Below are 25,199 nucleotides of genomic sequence, written 5' to 3' on the forward strand. Positions count from 1 at the left end.
GTCGATGGACAGGCACAACGACCGGCACCTTCTGTTCCGGTCGACCTGGCGTGACAACGATCCAGCTGTTCCGAGCGACGAGGAGCCCGAGTGCGCCTGCGATCTCTCGCCGCAGGTGAACGGGCGTCAACCCGTGTGAATGCGTGTGAAGATGGATGCGGTTTCGGTGTGCTTGGGTTCGGGAGCGAGGAAGTGCGTGATCGGGAATGCGCTCGTGGAGCTGCGTCGCCGCGCCGGCCTGACCCAGGAGGCGCTCGCAGAGCGCGCAGGCATCAGCGTGCGTGGCCTGCGCAAGTTGGAGAGCGGGCTGGTGGCGGGACCGAGACTGGCAACGCTGGAGGTCCTTGCTGACGCGCTCGAGCTGACCGGAGACGCCCGCTCGGCCTTCGTCTCGGGATCGGGGCTTTCGGAGGGACGTGGAAGCGTCGAGCGAGCGATTCACATTCCGAGGCAGCTACCACCGCGGTTGGCCTCCTTCGTCGGGCGCGCCGGGGAAGTCGAGATCCTGGATGATGCTGTTGCCGGTGCGACAACGTCTCCCGCGGCTGCGTCAACCTGTGTCGTGACGATGGCGGGCCTTCCCGGGATCGGAAAGACCGCGCTCGCCGTCGAGTGGGGGTATCGGGCAGCGTCGCATTTTCCGGATGGGCAGCTGTATCTGAACCTTCGAGGGTTCGACGCGAAGAATGAACCGCTCTCACCCGACGAGGCGCTGAGGGTGCTGTTGACCTCACTGGGAGTCGCGGAGGCCAAGATCTGTCACGGTCTCGAAGCACGAATCGGGCAGTACCGCACGCTGGTGTCGACCAAGCGGATCTTGGTCATCCTGGACAACGCTGTCGACTCGGACCAAGTGCGCCCTCTTCTTCCCGCCGGAATGGGGTCCGCCGCGCTTGTCGTGAGTCGGCATCGATTGCCCGGCCTCGTGGCGGAGGTCGGCGCGGTTCCTGTCACCGTCGGAGTCCTTCGCCCAGAGGAGTCGCGCGAGCTGATCCTGCGACGGCTCCCATCTGATGCGAGGACTGGGGACGCCCAGCCACTGGAGCTGCAGCCTCTGGTGGACATGTGCTCTGGTCTCCCGCTGGCTCTCGCGCTCGTTGCTTCTCGTGCCCAGCTCGAGCCCGAGATGATCGGTGAGTACGCCACGATGGCCAGGCCTGCCGATCAGCGTTTCTCGGTCTTCGCATCGAGTGACAGATCGGCATCTTTCGAGGACTTGCTGCTGGGCTCGTTGGACAGTCTGTCGGAAGACGTGCAGCGATGCTTCGTGCTCATGGGCCTCGGGGTCTCGTCCGAGCTGTCATTGGCCGAGTTGGCAAGCTTGTGCGCATGCGGGCTCGACGAGGCACGGCGCCTGGCGGGTGAGCTGTTGGACGCGAGCCTGGTGCAGGCGGCGGGCGGTGGGCGTATAGCTCTGCACGATCTCATCTGGGACTTCGTCACCGAGCGAGCACGATCTGGCATCCCACCGGATGAGGTGTCGCGATGTCGCAAGCGGCTGCTCGACTACCTCATCCAGGGATCGGTGGCCGCCACGGCGCAGTTCGCGCCGTACCGGACGAGGCGGGCCCTGCCGGCGCCGGCCGAAGGGATCGTCGTCGAGGAGTTCGGATCGGCGAACGAGGCGCGCGCCTGGATGTCTTCAATGCTCGGCGCGGGGGTGGTGGCCGTCGGCCATGCGGAAGCATGGGGATTTCCCCGGGAGGCGGCGTGGCTCGCTGACGGCCTCGGCGCCTACCTCGATATTCAAGGGCGCTGGGACGAACTGCTGGCTGTTGCGACATCCGCGCTACGCGCTGGAGAGGTGTTGGGCGATTCGCAGACCCAGGCACTGGCCCACCGGAGCCTTGCGATCGCACAGGCGAGGACTGGCGATGCCGAGCAAGCCGAGCAGAGCGTTCGTCGGGCGCTCAGTCTCTATTCTCGCTCAGGCGACGTGGAGGGAGAGGCGTATGCCCACAGACTGCTCGGCCACCTTCTCGACGAGTCGGGCGATCAGCGGAATGCTCTGGACCATCACCGTCAGGCGCTGGTGCTCTTCGAAGAGCTGGGTGATGAAGCTGCCCAGGCCAGAGCGCTGAATGGTGTCGGCTGGATTCATGCCCAGCTCGGTGACCTGGAGATTGCGCTCGACCACTGCACTCGGTCCGCGGAGATGGCTGTCCTGTTGATGCATACTCGCTCCGCCGCTTCGGCATGGGACAGCATTGGCTTCATCCGGCACGCGATGCGGGATTTCGAGGCGTCTGAGGACGCGTACCAACGAGCGTTGGCAGCCTGGCGCGACATCGACGAGCGTTACTATCAGGCACGAACGTTGGAGCGACTTGGTCGGCTGCGCGTCGACATGGCCGATCACGCCGGTGCGATCGACGCGATGAGGTTGGCCGAGGAACTGTTTGACGAGCTCGGCCTCCCGCAGGCGGACGCAGTGCGGAAGCGACTGACCGGCCTCGAGCGCGTCGGGGTGGCTCCTCCGGAGCGGCGCTGATCGTGGTGGTGTCCGATCCCGGCCTGTGGAGGCCCGGCCGAAGACTCTTGCGTGGAAGGCGTGGATGACGGCAAGCCATCCTGACGGCGACTGAGCTGCGGATGAAATCGGATCGTTACCCCTTCGGGTGACATCCGGGCAAAGCAATCACATAGAGTGCCATCCGCAGGGCGGTGGATTGCCCTGTATCGAGGCATATCCAGATTGAGGTGAGCATGACCACCCCCGGCACCCAGGTCGAGATCAGCGAAGTTGCTGTGGAGACCGCGGCTCCCGTGGCCGGTTCCGTCGTCAGTAAGTCGCCGACCCAGTTGGCGATGGCGCGGTTCCGAGCGGACAAGTTGTCGATGTTCTCGTTCTTCGTGGTGGTCTTCTACCTGATCGCGGCGGTGCTCGCGCCGATCCTGGTTGCGACCGGCGTGCTCGACCCGTTCTCAAACAACACGGAGCTGATCGACGAGCAGAGCCTCCCGCTGCACCCCTTCGGTGGGATCTCCTGGGAGCACCCGTTCGGAGTGGAGCCGCGGATCGGACGAGATTCCCTGAGCCGGATCTGGTATGGAATCAGCTTCTCGCTGAGTATCTCGCTGCTGGCGACGTTGATCGCGGTCACCCTGGGTGTCGTCCTCGGCATCATCGCCGGAACCACCGGCGGATGGGTCGACGCAATCATCGGACGCATCATCGACCTCACCTTGGCGTTCCCGCAGACCCTCATGCTGCTGGCTCTCTCGACCGTGGCGATCGCGTTCATCACCCAGGTGCTGCACGTGCCGGAAGGACCGACCGCACAGTTCGTCTATGTCGTCTCTGTCCTGGGCATCTTCGGGTGGACGAGCACCGCGCGCATCGTGCGTGGCCAGGTGCTGTCGATTCGCGAGCGGGAGTTCGTCTACGCGGCGAGGCTGCTCGGTGCGGGGCCGGGCCGGATCTACTTCAAGGAGATCCTGCCCAACCTGTGGGCACCGATCCTGGTGCAGTTCACACTGATCATGCCGGCATTCATCTCGGCAGAGGCCGCGCTCTCCTACCTCGGTGTCAGCGTGAAGCCGCCGACACCCACGCTGGGCAACGTGCTCACCGACTCGCTCAGCTTCATGTCGGCCAACTTCACCTACTTCATCATCCCGGCGGTCTTGATCGCGCTGATCGTCGTCTGCTTCAACCTTCTCGGAGATGGCCTGAGGGACGCACTGGACCCGAAGTCAGGCCGATGAGCGGATTCACCCCGCTCACCCATTCCTGCCGACGCCGTCGGCGCTGAACGTGCGGCAGTTCGTCGCGCATCCCAAGGAGGACACGAAAATGGGAAGTAAGTTGAGGAGTGTCGTCGCCGTCGCAGCGTCGGCTGCACTCGGACTCAGCCTGGCTGCTTGTGGGTCGGGGTCCGATTCGGACTCCGACGCAGGTGCGGAGGGCACGAAGGGCGGGACGCTGAACTACCTGCTGGGCTCGCCGTGGGAGAGCATGGACCCACAGCGGATCTACCTGGGCGTTCAGTTGTCGAGCTTCCGCCGCACGGTCTACCGAGGTCTCGTGGCGTTCCCCATGGACGAGGACGAGAAGACCGGTAACACCCCGGTCGCCGACCTCGCCACGGACACCGGAACCCCGAACGAGGACTCCACCGAGTGGAAGTTCACGCTCAAGGACGGCATCCAGTGGGAGGACGGCTCCGAGATCACGTGTGAGGACTTCCGCTACGGCGCCTCGCGTGTGTTCGCGAACGACATCATCACGGGTGGCCCGAACTACATCCTGAGCTACCTCGACGTGCCGCAGAAGGATGGCGTGCCGACCTACCCGGGTCCGTACAAGGCGACGCCCGCGCAGCAGGCGGAGTTCGACAAGGCCATCGAGTGCGATGGCAAGAACATCACCTACCACTTCAACAAGCCGTGGGCGGACTTCCCGCTCGCTGCGGCCAGCCTGATGTCGACGGACCCCTACAAGGAGTCCGAGGACGAGGGCGCCAAGAGCCTGTGGAAGGTGTTCGCCAACGGCCCGTACAAGGTCGAGGGCGGCACCTGGGACAAGAACAAGGGTGCGACCCTGGTTCGCAACGAGAACTACGACGAGAAGACCGACGACCCCGACAAGCTCCGTAAGGCGCTTCCGGACGAGATCGCGTTCTCGATCGACGGTTCCGACGAGGCTGCTGAGACGATCAACCGTCGTCTCGTCGCGGACGCCGGCGACGACCAGACCGCGATCACCGCGTCGCGCGTCCCGTCCTCGATGATCACTGAGGTGACGGGCCCGGTCGAGGAGCGTTACAAGAACGTCGAGTCGCCGTACGTGAGCTACCTGGTGCCGAACGCCAAGACGGTCACCAACGTCAAGGTTCGCCAGGCGATCGCGGCGGCGATCGACAAGACCAGCTACATCAAGGCGCTCGGTGGCGAGAAGTACGCCACCTCCGCCGACTCGCTGATCAACCCGTCGGTCACCGGCTACACCCCGAACCCCGCGTTCAAGGACATCGACGCGGCAGGCGACGTCGAGGCGGCGAAGGCGCTGCTCGCCGAGTCGGGCGAGAAGACGCCGTACCCGCTGAAGGTCACCTACCAGCAGAGCCCGACCACCGACGCGGCTTTCGCTGTTCTGAAGAGCAAGTGGGACGAGGCTGGCTTCAAGGTCACGCTCGACCCGCTGACGGACACCTACTACGACGTCATCGGCAAGCCCGACAAGGACTCCGACGTCATGTGGGGCGGTTGGGGTGCTGACTGGCCCTCCGCCAACACCGTGCTGCCGCCGCTGTTCGATGGCCGCCCGAACATCTCGGCGACCAACTGCAACAACGACTACGGCTGCTACAACAGCAAGGCGTTCAACGCCAAGGTCGACGAGGCCGCGAACGCGACCGACCTCGACGCGCAGACCAAGGCGCTCCAGGAGGCCGACGCCGTCCTGGGCGAGGAGGTCGCGTACATCCCGCTGGAGGTCACCAAGTTCAACTGGCTCCGCGGTTCCAAGGTGACCGGCTTCACCACCACGCCGGCGTCTAGCTCCTACCCGGAGCTGGGGCTCATCGGCGTGGAGCAGTGATCCTCGACTGAGGTTCGCAGCAACACCATCGTGCTAGGTGGCGGGTGGCCGCAGACGCGGTCACCCGCCACCTGCCAGACACGCCAACAGGCGTGGATCGTCGTGACCGTCCGAGGTCGTGGCGAGTTCTGAAACAGACTTGAATGGGAGAGTTCGTCCGATGTGGGCATACGTCGTGCGCCGGTGTCTGGTGGGGATCGTCCTCATCCTGGCGATGACGCTGGTCACCTTTGTGCTGTTCTTCGCCACGCCGATCGACGCCGCGCGTTACGCGTGTGGCAGGAACTGCAGCGAGGAGCAGCGCGCCATCACTCGTGCGGCGCTGGGATATGACAAGCCCGTCGCCGAACAGTGGACCGGTTTCATCCAGGGACTTTTCGTAGGCCGGGAGTTCCCGCTCGACGAAGCTCAGCGTGAGGCTGCTCCGGACCAGGTGACCCACTGTGGTGCACCGTGCCTGGGCTTCTCGCACTTCAACGCGAAGACAGTCAACGAACTGGTCGCCGAAGCGCTGCCGGTCACCATCTCGCTCTCGGTCGTCGCGCTGGTGTTGTGGCTGATCGGCGGAGTTCTCTTCGGGATCCTGGCCGCGATCAACCAGGGCTCGTTCCTGGATCGTGGGATCGTCGGAGCCACGCTGGTGATCTACGCGTTCCCAAGTTTCGCGATCGCGGTCTTCCTGCTCAACTACGTGGCGATCAAATGGGGAGTCTTCCCCTACCCGAAGTACACAGAGATAGCCGACGGCGGCGTCTTCGAATGGTTCGGAAACCTTCTGCTTCCGGCATTCACGCTCGCTCTTCTGTTCCTCGCCGGCTATGTCCGGATGACGCGTGCCTTCGTTCTGGAGTCGCTGACCGAGGACTACATCCGCACAGCCAACGCCAAGGGACTCAGCGAGTGGAGGGTCGTTGTCAAGCACGCCCTGCGGGCGGCGCTGACCCCGCTGGTGACGATGGCCGGTCTCGACTTCGCCACGCTGCTCGGTGGCGCGATCATCACCGAGCGGGTGTTCAACTACCCGGGTCTGGGGCTCCTGACGATCCAAGCGAATGCCTCCTTGGACCTTCCGATCCTGGTCGGGGTGGTGCTGCTCGCCGGCTCGTTCGTCATCTTCGCGAACATCGTCGTGGATGTTCTCTATGCCGTCATCGACCCGCGCGTGCGCGTCGCCTGAGGAGGGATCTGAGTCATGACAGAGCTGTCCAACGCTCCCGGGACGACGCCGGCCCAGAGCGGCGCGTTCCTCTCGGTGCGGGACCTGAAGGTCCACTTCTCCACCTCCGACGGTATCGTCAAGGCGACCGACGGTCTCTCCTTCGACCTCGAGCGTGGCAAGACGCTCGGCATCGTCGGTGAGTCCGGTTCCGGCAAGTCGGTCTCCAGTTCGGCGATCATGGGGCTGCACCGCGGCACCAACGCCATCCTCAGCGGCGAGATCCTGCTCGAGGGCGTGGACCTGCTCCAGGTGAGCAACGAGGAGATGCGCAAGCGCCGGGGCCGCGACGTGGCGATGATCTTCCAGGACCCGCTCTCCGCGATGCATCCCTACTACACGGTCGGCAACCAGATCATGGAGGCCTACCAGGTCCATCACGACGTGAGCAAGAGGGACGCGCGCAAACGCGCCATCGAGATGCTCGACCGCGTCGGCATCCCGCAGCCAGACCGTCGCGTGGACGACTACCCGCACCAGTTCTCCGGCGGTATGCGTCAGCGCGCGATGATCGCGATGGGGCTGATCAACAACCCCAGTCTGCTCATCGCCGACGAGCCGACCACCGCACTCGATGTGACCGTCCAAGCGCAGATCCTCGACCTGCTCCAGGACCTGCAGCGTGACTTCGACGCCGCGATCATCATCATCACCCACGACCTCGGTGTGGTGGCCGAGATGGCCGACGACGTGCTCGTGATGTACGCGGGCCGCGCGGTCGAGTACGGCCCGGGCAAGGAGATCCTCACCCACCCGGAGATGCCCTACACCTGGGGTCTGCTCTCCAGCGTGCCGGATCTGACGGCGTCGACCGAGGCCAAGCTGATCCCGATCCGGGGCAACCCGCCCTCGCTGCTCAACCCGCCGCCGGGATGCCCCTTCGAGCCGCGTTGCGACCACGTGGCCAAGGTGGGTGGCGACCTGTGCCGGACTACGCTGCCTGAGCTGGCCCCGGCCAGGAGCGGTGGCAACCACGTCAAGCGTTGCCACATCAAGAACCCCGACGAGGTCTACGAGGCAGAGATCCTGCCCGAGATCGCCCCTGACCTGGTGGAGGACTGATGAGCGACACCACGACCGCAGCCGCGGTCGCACCGGCGAGCACGGAGAAGGTGCTCTCGGTCGAGAACCTGAAGATGCACTTCCCGGTCAAGGGCGGCGGCGTGATCCGACGTACGGTCGGACACGTCAAGGCCGTCGACGGGGTCTCCTTCGAGGTTGCCAAGGGCACCGCACTCGGCCTCGTCGGCGAGTCCGGCTGTGGCAAGTCCACGACCGGACGGATGGTCACGCGGCTCTACAAGCCCACAGACGGTTCGATCAAGTTCGAGGGCACCGACATCGCCCACTACTCGGGTAGGCAGCTGCACCCGATGCGCCGCGAGATCCAGATGATCTTCCAGGACCCGTCGACGTCGCTGAACCCGCGTCACACTGTCGGCTCGATCATCGGCGCTCCGCTGCGGATCCACAACATGGTGCCGAAGGACAAGGTGCTCAGCCGGGTCCAGGAGCTGCTCGAGATCGTCGGTCTCAACCCGGAGCACTACAACCGCTACCCGCACGAGTTCTCCGGCGGCCAACGCCAGCGCATCGGGATCGCCCGCGCGCTGACCCTGCAGCCGAAGCTGCTCGTCGCCGACGAGCCGGTCTCCGCGCTCGACGTGTCGATCCAGGCCCAGGTGATCAACCTTCTGCAGGACCTGCAGAGGGAGTTCGACATCTCCTTCCTGTTCATCGCCCATGACCTCGCCATCGTCCGCCACTTCTGCCCCGAGGTCGCGGTGATGTACCTCGGCAAGATCGTGGAGATCGGTGACCGCGAGTCGATCTACGAGCACGCCCACCACCCCTACACCCAGGCGCTGCTCTCCGCCGTGCCCGACGTGAAGCAGGCCGCGATCGGTGGCCGTCGCGATCGGATCCGGCTGCAGGGTGACGTACCGTCGCCGATCAACCCGCCCTCGGGCTGTCACTTCCGCACCCGCTGCGCTTTCGCCAAGGACATCTGCTCCGTGGTCGAGCCGCCGCTGCTGCAGATCGGCAAGAAGCACAAGGTGGCCTGCCACTTCCCGGGCGAGATCCACCAGCACCCGGAGAAGCCGGTCACCGCGCCGCTCCTGGGCGTCGACGAGTTCGGCGCCCCGGACCCGGGCGCCAGCCCGGCCGAGGTCCCGGGCGACGGCCCGGGCTACGCCGACACGTGGTACGACCTGGCGAACAACTCGCGAGGTCGCGCCTGAGGATCTCTCGCGTCTCAGTGAGATTACGAAAGACGGTCCGCAGCCATCGACTGCGGGCCGTCTTTGTTACGGATGTGTCACACGTCACGTCGGTATCGAACCGTTATCTGTAGGGCCGTCCCAACCGCTGGAACTTGGCATAACTTGAGCCAGCGCGCTGGTTCGGGACTGCGCCAAGTGATCCGGTCTTGGGCGAGCCGAGCCTCAAGGCATTCGAACGGAGATCCGAGCGTATGACTGTGTCCGAAGTGATGATCCAGGGCGGGCCTGATCCGGAGATCGGCCCGGAGCCGAGGACCGGCGAGGTCGCCGGCCGCTCGCCGATGCGGATCGCCATGGACAGGCTGCTCTCGGACCGGGTCGCGATGGTCTGCGCAGGGATCGTGCTGGTCTTCGTCCTGATTGCGATCTTCGCGCCGCTGCTGTGCAAGCTGTTCGGTGTCGAGGTGCGTGCCGGCGACCCGGTCACCGACACCGACTCGTTCAACTACCCCGTGATCGGACCGCCCAACTACGGGTTCACCTGGGAGGCGCCGCTCGGGCTGGAGCCCAACTCGGGCAACGACCTGCTCGCCGAGTGGTTCTACGGCGCACGTACGTCCCTGCTGGTCGCCACGGTCGCGACGGTCGTCTCGACCGTCGTAGGGGTGGTCCTCGGCCTGATCGCGGGCTACAGCCGCGGCTGGGGCGACCGGGTGGTCACGTTCGTGACCGACCTATTCTTGACGCTGCCGTTCCTGCTGGTCGCGATCGCCGTCTCGCCGATGCTCGTGGAGCGTTGGAAGGAGAACCCGGCGATGCTCGACAACGCCTCCCTGATCGCGCTGATCGTGATCCTCTCGGTGTTCGGGTGGATGGGTCTGGCCCGCCTGATCCGCGGTGAGGTGGTCTCGCTGCGCGAGCGGGAGTTCATCGAGGCCGCGCGTGTGCTCGGGATGCCGACCCACCGGATCCTGTTCCGGGAGCTGCTACCGAACCTGGTGGCTCCGATCGTCGTCTCGTTCTCGCTGAGCCTGCCGGCCACGATCGCCGCGGAGGCGACGCTGGCCTACCTCGGCGTCGGCGTCACCGGTCGCCCGTCGTGGGGTCAGACGATCCTGCGGGCCCAGAACTGGTTCGACGAATACCCCTTGTTCCTCTACGCGCCGATTGTCGGGATCGTGGTCCTGGTTTTCGCGCTCAACCTGCTCGGAGACGCCATCCGCGACGCCTTCGACCCCAAGTCTTTCCGGTGAGCACGTCGTCGGAGAGAGGCATCAACCATGGAAGGTGGAGACCTACGATGCGATTGAAGAGAACAGTGATCGCCGCCAGCGCGATCGCTGCGCTGACGCTCACCGCTGCGTGTGGTGGCGGGAGCGGGAGTGGCGAGGACTCGACCGGCGAGTTCAAGGCCGGCGGTGGCGCCGGCGCCGGAAAGGACGCCACGGCCGAGGGGCCGCTGGAGATCCCGTCCGACGCCAAGAAGGGCGGCACGATCACCGTGCTGTCGAACCAAGCCCCGCACACCCTCGACCCGACCCGGACCTACTACGTCGACTCCGGTGCGATCATGTCCGGTCTGGTGACCCGGTCCCTGACGCAGTACGTCTACGACGAGGAGAGCGGCGACTCGGTCCTCGTCCCCGACCTCGCCACCGACCTCGGCCAGGTCTCCGAGGACGGCCTGACCTGGACCTTCGAGCTCAAGGACGGGCTCAAGTACGAGGACGGCACCGACGTCACCGCCGAGGACGTCGTCTACGGCATCAAGCGCTCCTTCGCCATCGACACGCTGACCGACGGTCCGACGTACCAGCTGACGTTCTTCAAGGACGGAGACAAGTACAAGGGGCCGTTCGCGGACACCGACGCCGAGCTCCAGAAGCTCCCCGACTACGACGCCGGCGCCGGCTGGTACGGCGGTGAGGACTACGACGGCGTCGAGGCCGACGGCAACAAGGTGATCATCCACCTCGCCCAGCCGTTCCCCGAGCTCGACTACTACGCCTCGTTCCCGGTCTTCTCGCCGATCCCGAAGGCCAAGGACAAGGACCCGCTGGCCTACGAGAGCCACCCGATGGCGACCGGCCCCTACAAGTTCGAGTCCTACAAGCCCGGCGTCTCGCTGAAGCTGGTCAAGAACGACCAGTGGGACCCCGACTCCGACCCCGGCCGCTTCCAGGCCGCCGACGCCTTCGACTTCCGGTTCGCTCAGGACACCGCGAAGCTCGAGAACCAGATCCTCGGCGACAAGGGCGCGGCGCAGACGATGATGACGTACGACGACGTCACGCCGCCGACCTACAAGTCGATCAAGGAGAACGCTCCGGACAACCTCATCGAGGGCACCTCGCCGTGCACCTACATGTACCGCCCGGACCAGACCAAGATCAAGGACAAGCTGATCCGCGAGGCCATCAGCTGGGCCTACCCCTACCAGGCTGCCTGGAAGGCCTCCGGCGAGATCGTCGGCGTCACCATCCAGCCCGGCACCTCGCTCCTGCCCCCGGGCACCGCAGGCCGTGTCGAGTACCAGTACCCGAAGGGCCAGGACGGCCAGACCACCGACCCGGAGAAGGCCAAGGCGCTCCTGGAGGAGGCGGGTGCTGTCGGGTTCGAGCTGAAGTGGCACTACCAGCGTGACGACGAGAACTCGGTGGCCAAGAAGGACCAGATGGTCAAGGGCTTCGAGGCGGCCGGCTTCAAGGCGACCCCGGTGGCCTCGACCGACGAGACCTACCGCGACGACGAGAGCAACCTGGACGCCCCGGTCAACCTCCGCTACGGCGGCTGGTGCTCCGACTGGCCCTCGGGTGGCTCGTGGTTCCCGGCGCAGTGGATCGGCTCCAACGCCAACAAGGCGGGTATGCCGAACCCGACCAACTTCAAGGAGGCTGACGCCGACGCGAAGCAGGCGGAGATCCTGAAGATGGACGCCGACGAGGTGCCCGCTGCCTGGGGCGAGTTCGACAAGTGGATGCAGGAGACCTACATGGTCGAGATCAACGCCGGCTACGACGCGAACGCCTTCATCAAGGGCTCGCAGGTCGGCGGGGTCGTCAACGACCCGGTCAAGGGCATGCCGAGCTTCTCCATCATGTACCTCAAGTGAGGTGAGCCGGCCGGCGTGGGTGGTCCCCACGCCGGCCGGACCCCGGAACCCGGGCCAGCGCCCGCGCCCATCTTCTAGGAAGCGAGACCTCCGTCCCATGATCGGTTTTGTCGTACGCCGGCTGATCTCGGCACTTCTCGTGCTGTTTGTCATCTCGGTGGCGGTGGTCGCGCTCTTCACCTATGGCCCGAGCGACCCGGCGGACGCGATGTGCCCCGAGCCCAAGTGCACCGCCGAGCGCCAGGACGCGATCCGGGAAGCACTCAACCTGGACGCGCCGATCTACGTCCAGTACGGCGAGTACATGTCCGGGATCGTCAACGGCCGTCAGATCGCGTTCGGCTCCGAGGCGTACGACTGCGACGCCCCGTGCTTCGGGGTCAGCTTCATCTACCGCGTCAACGTCTGGGACGACATCAAGGACCGGATCGGGCCGACCGTCTCGGTCGCGGTCGGTGCCGGCGCCACGATCCTCCTCATCGGGGTGCCGATCGGGATGTTCGCGGCCAGACGCCGAGGGACCTCGGCCGACAAGGCCGTCATCGGCGCGACCCTCGTGATCGAGTCGATTCCCTACTATCTGTTCGTCCTGCTCGCCTTCCTCTATCTGGCGGTCGGCGCCGGGGTCTTCCCGCAGGACGGCTACCAGCCGCTGACCGACTCGCCCCTGAAATGGGCGTGGGCCCTGCTGCTGCCCTGGCTCGCCCTCGGGCTGGTGAACTCGTCCAAGTACGCCCGGTTCACCCGCGGCTCGATGATCGAGGCGTTCAACGAGGACTACGTCCGCACCGCGAGGTCCAAGGGCCTGCCCGAGCGGACGATCGTCAACAAGCACGCGCTGCGCGCCGCGGTCGTGCCGATCGTGACCATCTTCGGTCTCGACTTCGGCGCCCTGCTGACCGGCACGATCTTCACCGAGAAGATCTTCGGCATCAACGGCCTGGGTCTTCGTGCCCTCGACGCCGTCGGGCAGAGCGACCTCCCGGTCATCGAGGCGACCACCCTGATCTCCGCCGCGATCATCGTGGTCACCAACCTCGTGGTCGACCTGTTCTACAGCGTCCTCGACCCCCGCGTACGCCTCACCTGAGCCCTGTCGGCGCCGGCCACAAGTGGCGCGTCCCGGAAGTTCTGGGCGCTTCGCGCCGCCATGGCACGCACCTGGCTGCGTTGGCGCCGCTCGGAAGACGCCCGGTATGACTTCGCGACGCCGCCTTGCCATGCACGCACCCTGACGACGCCCAGCGTTCAGGAACTTCCAGGACGCACCACTAGGGTTGGCGTGTGGATGGGTTGTTCGAGATGGGCGCTGCCGGCGCCTCGCGCGGCGGGTCGCTGAGCCACAGCGACCATGCGGCCGCGCCGCTGGCGGTGCGGATGCGGCCGCGTACGCTCGAGGAGCTGGTGGGTCAGAGCTCGCTGCGCGCTGCCGGGTCGCCGCTGCACCAGGTCGTCGAGGGTGGGCAGTCGCTCTCGCTGCTGCTGTGGGGCCCGCCGGGCACCGGGAAGACGACCATCGCCTCGATCGTCAGCCGCTCCACCGACCGGCGCTTCGTGGAGATCTCCGCGGTCTCGGCCGGGGTCAAGGAGGTCCGGGCCGCGATCGACTCCGCCCGGGCCGAGCTGGTCGCGACCGGCAAGGAGACGGTGCTCTTCGTCGACGAGGTGCACCGGTTCAGCAAGGCCCAGCAGGACGCCCTGCTGCCAGGGGTGGAGAACCGCTGGGTCACGCTGGTCGCCGCCACCACGGAGAACCCGTTCTTCTCGGTGATCTCGCCGCTGCTGTCCCGCTCGCTGCTGCTGCGGCTGGAGTCGCTGACCGACGACGACATCCGTGGCGTACTGCTGCGGGCGCTGGAGGACGAGCGCGGCCTGGGTGGCTCGGTGACGATCTCCGCCGAGGCGCTCGACCATCTCGTCCGGCTCGCCGGTGGTGACGCGCGCCGGTCGCTGACCTACCTGGAGGCGGCTGCGGGAGCCGCGTCCGAGGGGGAGATCACCCTGGAGGCCGCCGAGCGCGCGGTGGACCAGGCCGCGGTGCGCTACGACCGCCAGGGCGACCAGCACTACGACGTGGTCAGCGCCTTCATCAAGTCGGTGCGCGGTTCGGACGCGGACGCGGCGCTGCACTACCTGGCCCGGATGATCGAGGCGGGAGAAGACCCCCGGTTCATCGCCCGCCGGCTGATGATCCTCGCCTCCGAGGACATCGGCCTGGCCGACTCGACCGCGCTGCAGACAGCGGTCGCCGCGGCGCAGACCGTGCAGCTGATCGGGATGCCCGAGGCCCAGCTCACCCTTGCGCACGCGACGATCGCGCTCGCGGTGGCGCCGAAGTCCAACGCGGTCACCAACGCCATCTTCGCCGCCCGTGCCGACGTCGCCGCCGGGAAGATCGGCAACGTCCCGCCGCACCTGCGCGACGCCCACTACGAGGGCGCGAAGAAGATCGGTCACGGCGAGGCCTACAAGTACGCCCACGACGAGCCGTTCGGGATCGCGACGCAGCAGTACGCGCCGGACGCGGTGGCCGGTGCGGAGTACTACCGGCCGACGACCCACGGAGCCGAGGCCGGAGTGAAGGAACGTTGGGAGCGTGTCCGGAAAATCGTGCGCGGACAGGATGGATAGGGTAGGCGCACCATGACGAACTCGAGCATGCCCGGGTGGGCGCTGGCGGCGGCACTGACCGCGGTGGGGGTCCTGGTCCTCATCTCGCTGGTGGCGGTGCTGCTCGCGCTCGGGACGCGACGTCGCGCGCGGCAGCGGCTCGAGGCGGCCGAGGCCAGCGAGGCCGAGCTGCGCGAGCGGCTCGAGGCGCTGGAGAAGCGCTTGGCCCAGCCCGAGATCAGGCGGCGGGGCCGGGACGAGAAGGAATACGTCATCACCTCCCTCGGGGAGGACGGCGAGCCTGCCGAGGTGGAGCAGGTGGTGCAGCGTACGTTGACCGCACCGGCCTTTGCGGACGCCGTCTTCCGGGAGACGATGGTGCACAGCGCCGCGCTGGTCCACGGGGTGCGCCGGGCGCTCTCGCCCGAGGTGCGGTTCAAGATCCGCTACGAGATGCACCGCGAGGTCAAGCGGGCACGCAAGGACCGGAAGAGCGAGATGCGCGAGGCGCTGCGGGAGTACCGAGCGCGCCAGCGCGCGGCAGTTGACGAGGACGTACGTATGGAGGACTCCCGATGAGGGGCGCGATCTGGTTCGTGGTCGGTGCGGGCGCGGGCGTGTACGCGATGGTCAAGGGACGACGCGCCGCCGAGGCGTTCACCGCCGACGGGCTGCGTGACCGGGCCCAGGCGATCGGGGTCGGCGCGCGGATCTTCCGCGAGGAGCTGGCCCAGGGCAAGGCGGAGAAGGAGCTCGAGCTGCGCGAGTGGATCGAGACGAAGACCGCTGGACCGAAACAGATTGGCGCCGCGGGCGCCGAGCAGCAGAGACTTGGACTGAACGGGCCAACCGAGGACCCGAGGAAGAACACGGAAGGTAGTACCCCCTGATGGAGTGGTTGAGCACGGCGGAGATCCGCCGCCGTTTCACGGCGCATTTCGCCGAGAACACCGAGATCGGCGAGCACACGGTGGTGCCGTCGGCATCGCTCCTGCTCGACGACCCCAACCTGCTCTTCGTCAACGCAGGCATGGTGCCCTTCAAGCCCTACTTCCTCGGCCAGGCCACGCCTCCCTACCAGCGGGCGACGTCGGTGCAGAAGTGCATCCGTACGCCCGACATCGAGGAGGTCGGCAAGACCACCCGGCACGGCACCTTCTTCGAGATGTGCGGCAACTTCTCCTTCGGTGACTACTTCAAGGAGGGCGCCATCACGCTCGCCTGGGAGCTGGTCACCAAGTCGGTCGCCGACGGCGGCTTCGGCTTCGACGAGTCGGTCCTCTACCCGTCCGTGCTCAACGGCGACGAGGAGGCGGTCGCGCTCTGGAAGAAGATCTCCGGCCTGCCCGACGACCGCATCGTCCGGCTGCCCCCGAGCGAGAACTACTGGTCGATGGGCGTGCCCGGGCCGGGCGGTCCGTGCTCGGAGATCCTGATCGACCGCGGCCCCGAGTTCGGCGCCGACCGCGACTGGGACGCCGGGGACCGCTACCTGGAGTTCTGGAACCTGGTCTTCATGCAGGACAACGTCGTCGCGGCGCGGTCCAAGTACGACGTCGACATCGACGGCCCGCTCGCCCAGACCGGCATCGACACCGGTCTCGGTCTCGAGCGCGTCGCCTACCTCATGCAGGGCAAGTCCAACATGTATGAGACCGACGTCGTCTTCCCGGTCATCGAGAAGGCGATGGAGCTGACCGGGAAGAAGTACGGCGCCGCCTACGAGGACGACGTCCGTTTCCGCGTGGTCGCCGACCACGTGCGCTCCTCCCTGATGCTCATCGGTGACGGCGTCACCCCCGGCAACGAGGGCCGCGGCTACGTGCTGCGCCGGCTGATGCGCCGCGCGATCCGCAACATGCGGCTGCTGGGCTACGAGGACCCGGCGATGCCCGAGCTGCTGCCGATCTCCCGCGACAAGATGGGGGAGACCTACACCGACCTGCACGCCGAGTGGGACCGGATCAAGCGGGTCGCCGACGCCGAGGAGGAGGCCTTCCGCAAGACCCTCGCGGCCGGCACCCAGATCTTCGACCTGGCCGCGACCGAGGTGAAGTCGAGCGGATCGACCACCTTCACCGGTGACAAGGCGTTCCAGCTCCACGACACGTACGGCTTCCCGATCGACCTCACCCTCGAGATGGCCGCCGAGGCGGGTCTCGAGGTCGACGAGGCGGGCTTCCGCGGTCTGATGAGCGAGCAGCGCGAGCGGGCCAAGGCCGACGCGCGCGCCAAGAAGGGCCAGCACGCCGACCTGACGGTCTATCGCGGGATCCTGGACACCAACGGGCCGACCGACTGGCAGGCCTACACGACCCTCGACACCGAGTCGAAGCCGGTGGCGCTCCTGCGGGAGGGCAAGCCGGTCGACGTGCTCGGACCCGAGGAGATCGGCGAGATCGTCCTCGACCGCACCCCGTTCTACGCCGAGTCCGGTGGCCAGTCCGCCGACGCGGGCATCATCGAGTTCGACGGTGGCCGGCTCGAGGTCGTCGACGTGCAGCGACCGGTCAAGGGCCTCGTCGTCCACCAGGTCCGCGTCGTCGACGGCGAGTTCCACGGTGGCGAGTCGCTCGTGCACGCGAAGGTCGACCCGGAGTGGCGTCTCGGCGCCCGCCAGGCCCACTCGGGCACCCACGTGGTGCACGCGGCGCTGCGCGAGGTGCTCGGTCCGACGGCGCTGCAGTCGGGCTCGTTCAACCGCCCCGGCTACCTGCGTCTCGACTACGGCTGGACCAAGGGCCTGACGCGTTCGCAGATGCAGGAGATCGAGGAGGTCTCCAACAACGCGCTGCGGGCCGACCTGCCGGTCTCCTGGGACTACATGACCCTCCCGCAGGCCAAGGAGTGGGGAGCGATCGCGCTCTTCGGTGAGACCTACGACGACTCCAAGGTGCGCGTCGTCGAGATCGGCGGCCCCTGGTCGCGCGAGCTCTGCGGTGGCACCCACGTCGACCACTCCGCCCAGATCGGCACCATCGTGGTCACCTCGGAGGCCTCGGTCGGCTCCGGGAACCGCCGCATCGAGGCCTACACGGGCGTGGAGGGCTTCAACTACCTTGCCCGCGAGCGCGACGTGGTCTCCGAGCTCAACCTGCTCCTCAAGACGAAGTCCGACGACGTCGTCGGCAGGGTCTCCGACCTGATGGAGCGGCTCAAGGCCGCCGAGAAGGAGATCGCCCGGGCGCGTACGGCTCAGCTGCTCGCCTCCGGCGGCTCGATCGCGGCCTCCGCGGTCGACGTCGACGGCGTCCAGGTCGTCGCCCAGCGGGTCCCGGGTGTCGGCGGCGGCGACGCGCGTACGCTCGCCCAGGACGTGCGCTCCCGGCTCGGTGACGCGCCGGCGGCGGTCGTGCTCTTCGGTGACGCTGACGACAAGGTCGCGGTCGTGGCCGCGGTCAACCCGGCGGGCATCGCCAAGGGCGTCAAGGCGGGTGACCTGATCAAGGAGCTGGCGCCGGTCGTCGGCGGCCGCGGCGGCGGCAAGCCCGACTTCGCCCAGGGCGGTGGCACCGAGGTCGGCAAGATCGACGAGGCGGTCGCCAAGGTCAAGAGCCTGGTGACTGGAGCCTGATGCGACACGGCGTACGCCTCGGTCTGGATCCTGGCGACGCCCGGATCGGCGTCGCCAGGAGCGACCCCACGGGGTTCCTGGCGACGCCGCTGGAGACGGTCAAGAAGGGCCGCGGCGATCTCGCCCGGCTGCAGGCGATCGTCGCCGAGATCGGCGAGGAGTCGACGATGCTCGAGGTGGTCGTCGGCCTGCCCCGCTCCCTCAAGGGAGGCGAGAATCCGGCGACTGCTAAGGTCCGGGACTTCGCCGCGTCGTTGGCGCGGCGAGTGGCCCCGGTCCCGGTTCGTCTCGTCGACGAGCGGCTCACCACTGTTTCTGCGGAGGCTATGCTCCGAGACCGAGGTCGCAAGGGTCAGGACCGTCGAGCAGTTGTCGACATGGCCGCGGCGGTTGTGATCCTGCAACACGCATTGGACAGTGAGCGCGCTTCGGGGACCGCGCCTGGAGAGATCGTTGAGGTCGGTCATTGAGTGAGCGCTACTACCCCCCGGACCCGCGCGACCCGCGTCGCCCTGGTCAGGGGTCATATGGTCGCGATCCGCGCGGTGGCTACCCGCCGCGACAGCAGCCGCCGCAGGATCCCCGTGACCCGCGCCGGATGCCGCCGCAGATGCCCGGGCAGATGCCGGGTCAGCTGCCTCCTCAGCATCAGGGGCAGCCTCGTCCGGGCCAGCCGGGCCAGCCGGGCCAGCCGGGCCAGCCGGGCCAGCCGGGGCGACGGCCGGGGCCGCGCCCGGTGCCCGGCGCCGGCACACCCCCGCCGGGCTACGGTCACCAGGAGCCCCCGCAGCGGCCCGGTGGCTACGGTGGGCCGACCTACCAGCAGCACCCGAGCTTCTTCGAGGCCGGTCCCGGCGAGCACGATCCCTACTTCGACGAGGAGCCACCCAAGCGCAAGCGCCGTTTCGGTGGCTGCCTAGCCGTGCTGGTGGCGATGGCCGTCGTGCTCGGTGGGTTCTACGTCGTGGGTGACCGCGCCATCGACTACGTCAAGGACATGGTCGCGCCGCCCGCCGACTACCCCGGGCCCGGCACCGACCCGGTCTCCTTCGAGGTGCACGAGGGCGACTCGGTCTCAGCCGTCGGCCGCAATCTCAAGGAGGTCGGCGTGGTGGAGTCCGTCGATGCCTTCATCGATGCGGCCAACGCCGAGGGGCTGACCGTGCAGGTCGGCTTCTACCCGCTGAAGAAGCAGATGAAGGCCGCCGACGTCGTCGAGATCCTCGCCAACCCGGACAACATCGACACGATCAACGTCACCATCACCGAGGGATCGCGCGCCAAGGCGATCTACAAGGTGCTCGCCGAGAAGACCAAGACGAAGCCGGCCGACTTCAAGAAGGCCGCCGAGGACACCGAGGCGATCGGGCTGCCCGACTACGCCAAGGGCAACGTCGAGGGCTACCTCTTCCCTGCGACGTACGCCTTCCCGCCCGACGCCACGCCGACCGAGATGCTGGCGATGATGGTCGACCGCTGGGAGCAGGCGCTGGGCGACAACGACATCGAGGCGCGCGCCAAGCAACTGAAGTGCGGTGGCGGCAAGGCCTGCACGCCCGAGCAGATCATGACCGTGGCCTCGCTGGTCGAGGCCGAGGGTCGCGGCGACGACATGGCCAAGATCGCCCGGGTGATCTACAACCGGCTCGACCCCAAGGTCGACGACGGAGCCACGAACGGCACGCTCGGGATCGACGCGTCGAACGCGTACGGGATCGGGAAGTCCGGCACCACCCAGCTGACCTCGGCCGAGCTGGCCAAGGACACGCCGTACGACACCCGTCGTCGCGCCGGCCTGCCGCCGACGCCGATCGGCTCGCCCGGTGACGCGGCGATCGAGGCAGCGCTCAACCCGGCCAAGGGCAACTGGCTGTTCTACATCACGGTGAACCTGAAGACCGGCGAGACCAAGTTCACCCGTGACTACAGCCAGTTCCAGAGCTGGACCGCGGAGCTGGACGCGTACTGCGCGAAGAACAAGTGTTGACGTAGACCGGCCGCCCGGCGACGCCGGGCGGCCGTGGGCTGCCGCGGGATCGAGCGTCAGCTGTAGAACTGGTACTTAGCGGAGTAGGTACAGGTCGGGTTGCTCACGGGTATGCAGTCGGCAACTTGCAGGTAGTACGAGGCGTCTTCCGGAATGCTCAGGTTACCTGTGCATGTAGCCGAGGAGGTTGCGCCCGTGTCTCTGACCGAAGCAAACGTGGAGCCGTCTGCCCGCTTGATATATGCAACTGCGTAGTGGGTCGACGAGGTGTACAGCGTGCGAGCACAGAGGTTGTCGGTCGCGTCGGTATATGACGCTCTAGCGTTGCCGTGCTGGATGGACTTGTCGTTCAGGATGCCGATGTCGGCATGTGCGGCGGTGCCACCCATGGTTACGATCAGGCCGGAGGCGGCAAGCGCCGCCCCAAATGCAAGAACTCGCATGAACTATCCCTTTCCGTGCTGGGCGTGAATCGTGGCATCCCCAAGGGGGTACCCGTTGCTGCTTCCTGCCTCAGAAGATTGCAAGGAGAAAACCTGAGTGAAGTGCGCTGTCCTGGGTGATCCGATCGGTCACTCGCTCTCGCCGGCTCTCCATCAGGCGGCGTACGCCGAACTGGAGATGTCCGACTGGTCCTACACCTCCACTCGGGTGCAGGCCGGCGGCCTGGCGAAGTACGTGGCCGACCTCGGTGGTGACTGGCCGCCGAGCAGGTGGCGCGGGCTGTCGGTGACGATGCCGCTCAAGCGGGAGGCCTTCGAGCTGGCGCGGTCGGTCTCGCCGCGGGCGCGGCTCGTGGGGGCGGTCAACACACTGGTCCGCTCCTCGCACGGCTGGGTGGGGGACAACACCGACCTGCCCGGTGCGGTCGCGGCGGTCCGGGAGCGAGCCGGCGACGGCTTCTCCTGCTCCCACGGTGCGGTCCTGGGTGCCGGCGCCACGGCCGCCTCGACCGGCCTCGCGCTCGCCGAGCTGGGCGCTTCCCGGATCACGCTGCTGGCTCGTAACCCGGGGGCGGCGGGGGAGACGATCGAGATGATCTCCCGTCACCGGAGCAAGCCCGTGGTCTCGGTGCTGCCGCTGGACTCGGCGGTCGACGGTGTCGACGCGGTCGTCTCCACGGTCCCGGCGAAGGCACTGACCCCCGAGCTCATCGATCGCTGGGCCCCGACGCCGGTCGTCTTCGACGTCGTCTACGACCCGTGGCCCTCGCCGCTGCTCTCCGTCGCACCCGGTGTGGCCGTCAGCGGCCTGGACCTGCTCGTGCACCAGGCGGTGCTGCAGTTCGAGCTCTTCACCAGCCGTCCCGCCCCGCTCGAAGCCATGCGGGCGGCGGGGGAGAAGGCGCTGGGGATCGCGGAGCTGTCACCGGCATGAGTCCTGGGGCGGTCGTGCTGGTGAGTGCGGCCGTCGCCGGTCTGCTCGCTCTCGGCATGCCGGCACTTCTTCGCCGACTCCCCGAACCGGTCGACGACCCGCCCGAGGTCTCGTACGCATCCCTCGCAGGCTGGCCACCGTTCCGGCCTCTCGCGGTGGCCGTCTCCGCCGCGGTCGCCGGGCTGCTCGCCTGGCAGGTCGATCCGTCGCGGCTGATGGTGGCGCTGGCGCCGCTCACACCGATCTGCGTGCTGCTCGCCTACGTCGACTGGCGCGTCCAGCGGCTGCCGAAGGTGCCGATCCTGCTGGCCACCGCGGCCGGGCTCGCTCTGCTCGGCGCCGAGTGGCTCTGGACGCGTGACACCGCGACGGCTCTCGGCGCCCTCGCCGGGCTGGTGATCGCCCGCTCGGCGTTCTGGCTGCTGTGGCGGCTCGTGCCGCACGCGATGGGCTTCGGCGACGTACGGCTCGCGGCGCTGGTCGGCTTGGTCCTCGGTCGCCTCGGCTGGGACCAGTTGGCGATCGGGCTCTGGGCCGGCCTGGCGATCTTCGGTCTCTGGGGCATCGGGCGTGCGGTCGCGCGACGCTCGCGCACGGCGATGCGCGAGCCCCTGGCGTACGGGCCGTTCATGATCTGGGGCATGCTCGTCGGAGTCTTCGCCGTCTCGCTGTGAGCCCGGGTGCACGGGGTTGCGTGGCGGGGATGAAAGACTGACCCCATGTTGCGTTGGCTCACTGCGGGCGAGTCCCATGGTCCGTCCCTGACGGCCGTGATGGAGGGTCTGCCCGCCCACGTCCGGATCACCTCTGACGACATCGCTGATGCCCTGGCGCGGCGCCGGCTCGGCTATGGCCGAGGTGCCCGGATGAAGTTCGAGAAGGACCAGGTGCGGATCACCGGCGGCGTACGCCACGGGGAGAGCCAAGGCGGTCCGGTCGCGATCGAGGTCGGCAACACCGAGTGGCCCAAGTGGGAGACCGTGATGGCCGCCGACCCGGTCGATCCCGACGTGCTCGCCGGGCAGGCCCGCAATGCCCCGCTGACCCGGCCGCGGCCCGGCCACGCCGACCTGGTCGGGATGCAGAAGTACGACTTCGACGACGCCCGCCCGATCTTGGAGCGCGCCTCGGCCCGCGAGACCGCGGCCCGGGTCGCCCTCGGCGCGGTCGCCTCGGCCTTCCTCGAGCAGGCGCTCGGCGTCCGCCTGGTGTCCCACGTCCTGGAGATCGGCGGCGTCCGTACGCCGGGCCGCGAGGTCCCCTCGCCCGAGGATGTCTCCCGGCTCGACGAGGACCCGGTGCGGGTGCTCGACCCGGACGGCTCCAAGCAGATGGTCGCCCGGATCGACGAGGCCCACAAGGACGGCGACACCCTCGGTGGCGTCGTCGAGGTGGTCGTCCACGGGCTGCCGCCGGGTCTCGGCTCCCACGTGCACTGGGACCGGCGGCTCGACGCCCGCCTGGCCGGTGCGCTGATGGGCATCCAGGCGATCAAGGGCGTCGAGGTCGGCGACGGGTTCGAGCTCGCCGCGACCCCGGGCTCGAAGGCCCACGACGAGATCGTGCCGTCCGCCGACGGCATCCGCCGCGCCTCCGGGCGCTCGGGCGGCACCGAGGGCGGCATGTCCACCGGCGAGGTCCTGCGGGTCCGTGCTGCGATGAAGCCGATCGCGACCGTGCCGCGCGCGCTGCGTACCGTCGACGTGGCCACCGGCGAGGAGGCCGTCGCGCACCACCAGCGCTCCGACGTCTGCGCGGTGCCCGCCGCCGGCGTCGTCGCGGAGGCGATGGTCGCGCTCGTCCTGGCGGAGGCGGCGCTGGAGAAGTTCGGTGGCGACTCCGTCGCCGAGACCAAGCGCAACGCCGAGTCCTACCTCGCGAACCTGAGGTACGTCTGATGCCCGCTGTCGTGCTCGTCGGCCCGATGGGCGCCGGGAAGTCGACCGTCGGCGCGCTGCTCGCGACTCGTCTCGGGGTGGCCCTGCGCGACACCGACGAGGACATCGCCGCTGCCGCCGGCAAGAGCGTGCAGGACATCTTCGTCGACGAGGGCGAGGCCCACTTCCGTGAGGTCGAGGCCGAGGCCGTCGCGGCGGCGCTCGCCGAGCACGACGGGGTGGTCTCCCTCGGCGGCGGCTCCGTCCTGGCCGAGCAGACCCGGATCCTGCTCAAGGAGCACACCGTCGTCTACCTGCGGGTCGGCGTCGCGGATGCGGTCAAGCGGGTCGGTCTCGGCTCGGGCCGTCCGCTGCTGCTCGGCAACGTACGCGGCCGCATCAAGGCGCTCCTGGAGGAGCGCGCACCGATCTACGAGTCGGTCGCCACGATCGTCGTCGACACCGACGGCCGCTCGGCCGACGACGTCGCCACCGAGCTGGCCACCGCCCTGACCGCGCTGAACACAACGGAGTAGAAGTGACCGGAACCGTCATCAGGGTCGAGAGCGCCGCGGCGTACGACGTCGTCATCGGCTCCGGCCTCGCCGGCCGGCTCCAGGGGCTGCTGGGCGAGAGCGTCGAGCGGGTGGCGTTCCTCTACGCCGCCGAGCTGGCCGAGTACGCCGAGCCGGTGCTCGAGGAGCTGCTCAAGCACTACGACGTGCTCGGCCTCGGCCTGCCCAGCGGTGAGGACCAGAAGACCGTCGCGGTCGCGAACGACTGCTGGGAGGCGCTGGGGGAGCGGGGCTTCACCCGCTCCGACGCCGTCGTCACCTTCGGTGGCGGCGCGACCACCGACCTCGGCGGCTGGGTCGCGGCCGGATGGCTGCGCGGCGTACGCGTCGTGCACATGCCCACCACCGTCCTCGCCATGGTCGACGCCGCGGTAGGCGGTAAGACCGGCGTCAACACCGCCGCCGGGAAGAACCTCGTCGGCGCGTTCCACGAGCCGGCCGGGGTGCTGTGCGACCTCGCGCTGCTCGCCACCCTGCCGGAAGAAGACCTGATCGCCGGCCTCGGCGAGGTCGTCAAGTGCGGCTTCATCGCCGACCCGGAGATCCTGCGCCTGGTCGACGAGACCGACGAGATCACCGCTTCCTCGCCCGTTCTCGCCGAGCTGGTCGAGCGTGCGATCCGGGTCAAGGCGGAGGTCGTCGCCGGCGACCTGAAGGAGGCCGGCGGCGCCGACGGCCACCCCGGCCGCGAGACCCTCAACTACGGCCACACCCTCGCCCACGCGCTCGAGAAGCACTCCGGCTTCTCGATCCGCCACGGTGACGCGGTCGCCGTCGGCTGCGTCTACGCCGCCGAGCTCGCCCGCCTCGCCGGTGTCCTCTCCGACGACGTCGCTGCCCGGCACGCCCCGACGTTCGCGAAGGTCGGCCTGCCGACCACCGTCAAGGAGCTCGGTGTCGAGGCCGGCTTCGACGACCTCATCGGCGCCATGCGGGTCGACAAGAAGACCCGCGGCTCCGTCCTCCGCTTCCTCGTCCTCCACGACATCGCCGACCCCCGCATCCTCACCGGGCCGACCGAGGAGCAGCTGCGGGAGGCGTACGCGGTCGTCGGGGGCTGACGTCGGGCGCGCTGCTGATGCCGTTCGGTGCGATCTTCTGGGA

The 25,199-nt window shown here is 68.0% G+C and carries 21 protein-coding genes; 20 read left to right on the forward strand and 1 reads right to left on the reverse strand.

The annotated features are described in order from the left end of the window. The first annotated feature begins 196 nt into the window (after positions 1–196). From OG984_RS03955 to mltG, 15 genes are all read left to right on the forward strand, one after another. Entirely contained in the window at positions 197–2,491 is a 2,295-nt protein-coding gene (locus OG984_RS03955) for a tetratricopeptide repeat protein (RefSeq protein ID WP_328530350.1), read from the forward strand. Between the two features lie 215 nt (positions 2,492–2,706). Beyond that, positions 2,707–3,708: an ABC transporter permease gene (locus tag OG984_RS03960; protein WP_328532317.1), complete on the forward strand. Its 1,002-nt coding sequence runs from the start codon at positions 2,707–2,709 to the stop codon at positions 3,706–3,708. Positions 3,709–3,796: 88 nt separating this feature from the next. Next, positions 3,797–5,542: an ABC transporter substrate-binding protein gene (locus tag OG984_RS03965; protein WP_328530351.1), complete on the forward strand. Its 1,746-nt coding sequence runs from the start codon at positions 3,797–3,799 to the stop codon at positions 5,540–5,542. A gap of 160 nt (positions 5,543–5,702) precedes the next feature. After that, the gene (locus OG984_RS03970) at positions 5,703–6,719 is read left to right on the forward strand and encodes an ABC transporter permease (protein ID WP_328530352.1); all 1,017 of its coding nucleotides are present in this window, start codon (positions 5,703–5,705) and stop codon (positions 6,717–6,719) included. 15 nt (positions 6,720–6,734) lie between these two features. Next, the gene (locus tag OG984_RS03975) at positions 6,735–7,820 is read left to right on the forward strand and encodes an ABC transporter ATP-binding protein (RefSeq protein ID WP_328530353.1); all 1,086 of its coding nucleotides are present in this window, start codon (positions 6,735–6,737) and stop codon (positions 7,818–7,820) included. Further along, positions 7,820–9,001, forward strand: coding sequence for an ABC transporter ATP-binding protein (locus OG984_RS03980; RefSeq protein ID WP_328530354.1), 1,182 nt, complete (start codon positions 7,820–7,822; stop codon positions 8,999–9,001). The genes OG984_RS03975 and OG984_RS03980 overlap by 1 nt, the downstream gene beginning before the upstream one ends. 233 nt (positions 9,002–9,234) lie before the next feature. Next, positions 9,235–10,236, forward strand: coding sequence for an ABC transporter permease (locus OG984_RS03985; RefSeq protein WP_328530355.1), 1,002 nt, complete (start codon positions 9,235–9,237; stop codon positions 10,234–10,236). A gap of 47 nt (positions 10,237–10,283) precedes the next feature. After that, positions 10,284–12,095, forward strand: coding sequence for an ABC transporter substrate-binding protein (locus OG984_RS03990; RefSeq protein ID WP_328530356.1), 1,812 nt, complete (start codon positions 10,284–10,286; stop codon positions 12,093–12,095). Between the two features lie 97 nt (positions 12,096–12,192). Continuing rightward, entirely contained in the window at positions 12,193–13,185 is a 993-nt protein-coding gene (locus OG984_RS03995) for an ABC transporter permease (protein WP_328530357.1), read from the forward strand. Positions 13,186–13,397: 212 nt separating this feature from the next. Continuing rightward, positions 13,398–14,726, forward strand: coding sequence for a replication-associated recombination protein A (locus OG984_RS04000; protein WP_328532318.1), 1,329 nt, complete (start codon positions 13,398–13,400; stop codon positions 14,724–14,726). 12 nt (positions 14,727–14,738) lie between these two features. Next, complete coding sequence (locus OG984_RS04005; protein WP_328530358.1) at positions 14,739–15,284, forward strand: hypothetical protein; 546 nt, start codon at positions 14,739–14,741, stop codon at positions 15,282–15,284. Continuing rightward, positions 15,281–15,595 (forward strand): DUF6167 family protein, encoded by a 315-nt coding sequence (locus OG984_RS04010; protein WP_328530359.1) that lies wholly within the window; start codon positions 15,281–15,283, stop codon positions 15,593–15,595. Before OG984_RS04005 ends, OG984_RS04010 begins: the two co-directional genes overlap by 4 nt. Positions 15,596–15,603: 8 nt before the next feature. Further along, entirely contained in the window at positions 15,604–18,279 is a 2,676-nt protein-coding gene (gene alaS, locus OG984_RS04015) for an alanine--tRNA ligase (protein WP_442940999.1), read from the forward strand. Beyond that, positions 18,279–18,749, forward strand: coding sequence for a Holliday junction resolvase RuvX (gene ruvX / locus OG984_RS04020; protein ID WP_328530361.1), 471 nt, complete (start codon positions 18,279–18,281; stop codon positions 18,747–18,749). Before alaS ends, ruvX begins: the two co-directional genes overlap by 1 nt. Before the next feature lie 128 nt (positions 18,750–18,877). Then, on the forward strand, positions 18,878–20,266 hold the full coding sequence (gene mltG, locus OG984_RS04025; RefSeq protein WP_328530362.1) for an endolytic transglycosylase MltG: 1,389 nt from the start codon (positions 18,878–18,880) through the stop codon (positions 20,264–20,266). A 56-nt stretch (positions 20,267–20,322) separates the two neighbouring features. On the opposite strand, the gene OG984_RS04030 is transcribed toward mltG, so the two are convergent. After that, complete coding sequence (locus tag OG984_RS04030; RefSeq protein WP_328530363.1) at positions 20,323–20,709, reverse strand: hypothetical protein; 387 nt, start codon at positions 20,707–20,709, stop codon at positions 20,323–20,325. Positions 20,710–20,806: 97 nt separating this feature from the next. On the opposite strand from OG984_RS04030, the gene OG984_RS04035 reads away from it, so the two are divergent. From OG984_RS04035 to aroB, 5 genes are read left to right on the forward strand one after another with little or no spacing between them, the layout of a single operon-like run. After that, complete coding sequence (locus OG984_RS04035) at positions 20,807–21,643, forward strand: shikimate dehydrogenase (protein ID WP_328530364.1); 837 nt, start codon at positions 20,807–20,809, stop codon at positions 21,641–21,643. After that, positions 21,640–22,317 carry a prepilin peptidase gene (locus tag OG984_RS04040; protein WP_328530365.1) on the forward strand — a complete coding sequence of 226 codons (678 nt, stop codon included), beginning with the start codon at positions 21,640–21,642 and terminating at the stop codon, positions 22,315–22,317. The genes OG984_RS04035 and OG984_RS04040 overlap by 4 nt, the downstream gene beginning before the upstream one ends. A gap of 45 nt (positions 22,318–22,362) precedes the next feature. Beyond that, positions 22,363–23,541 carry a chorismate synthase gene (gene aroC / locus OG984_RS04045; protein WP_328530366.1) on the forward strand — a complete coding sequence of 393 codons (1,179 nt, stop codon included), beginning with the start codon at positions 22,363–22,365 and terminating at the stop codon, positions 23,539–23,541. After that, positions 23,541–24,056 (forward strand): shikimate kinase, encoded by a 516-nt coding sequence (locus OG984_RS04050; protein WP_328530367.1) that lies wholly within the window; start codon positions 23,541–23,543, stop codon positions 24,054–24,056. Before aroC ends, OG984_RS04050 begins: the two co-directional genes overlap by 1 nt. A 2-nt stretch (positions 24,057–24,058) precedes the next feature. Continuing rightward, positions 24,059–25,156, forward strand: a complete 1,098-nt coding sequence (aroB, locus tag OG984_RS04055) for a 3-dehydroquinate synthase (RefSeq protein WP_328530368.1) — start codon at positions 24,059–24,061, stop codon at positions 25,154–25,156. Positions 25,157–25,199: the final 43 nt, after the last annotated feature.

The organism is Nocardioides sp. NBC_00368 (assembly GCF_036090055.1).
In the GTDB taxonomy this organism is placed as follows: domain Bacteria; phylum Actinomycetota; class Actinomycetes; order Propionibacteriales; family Nocardioidaceae; genus Nocardioides.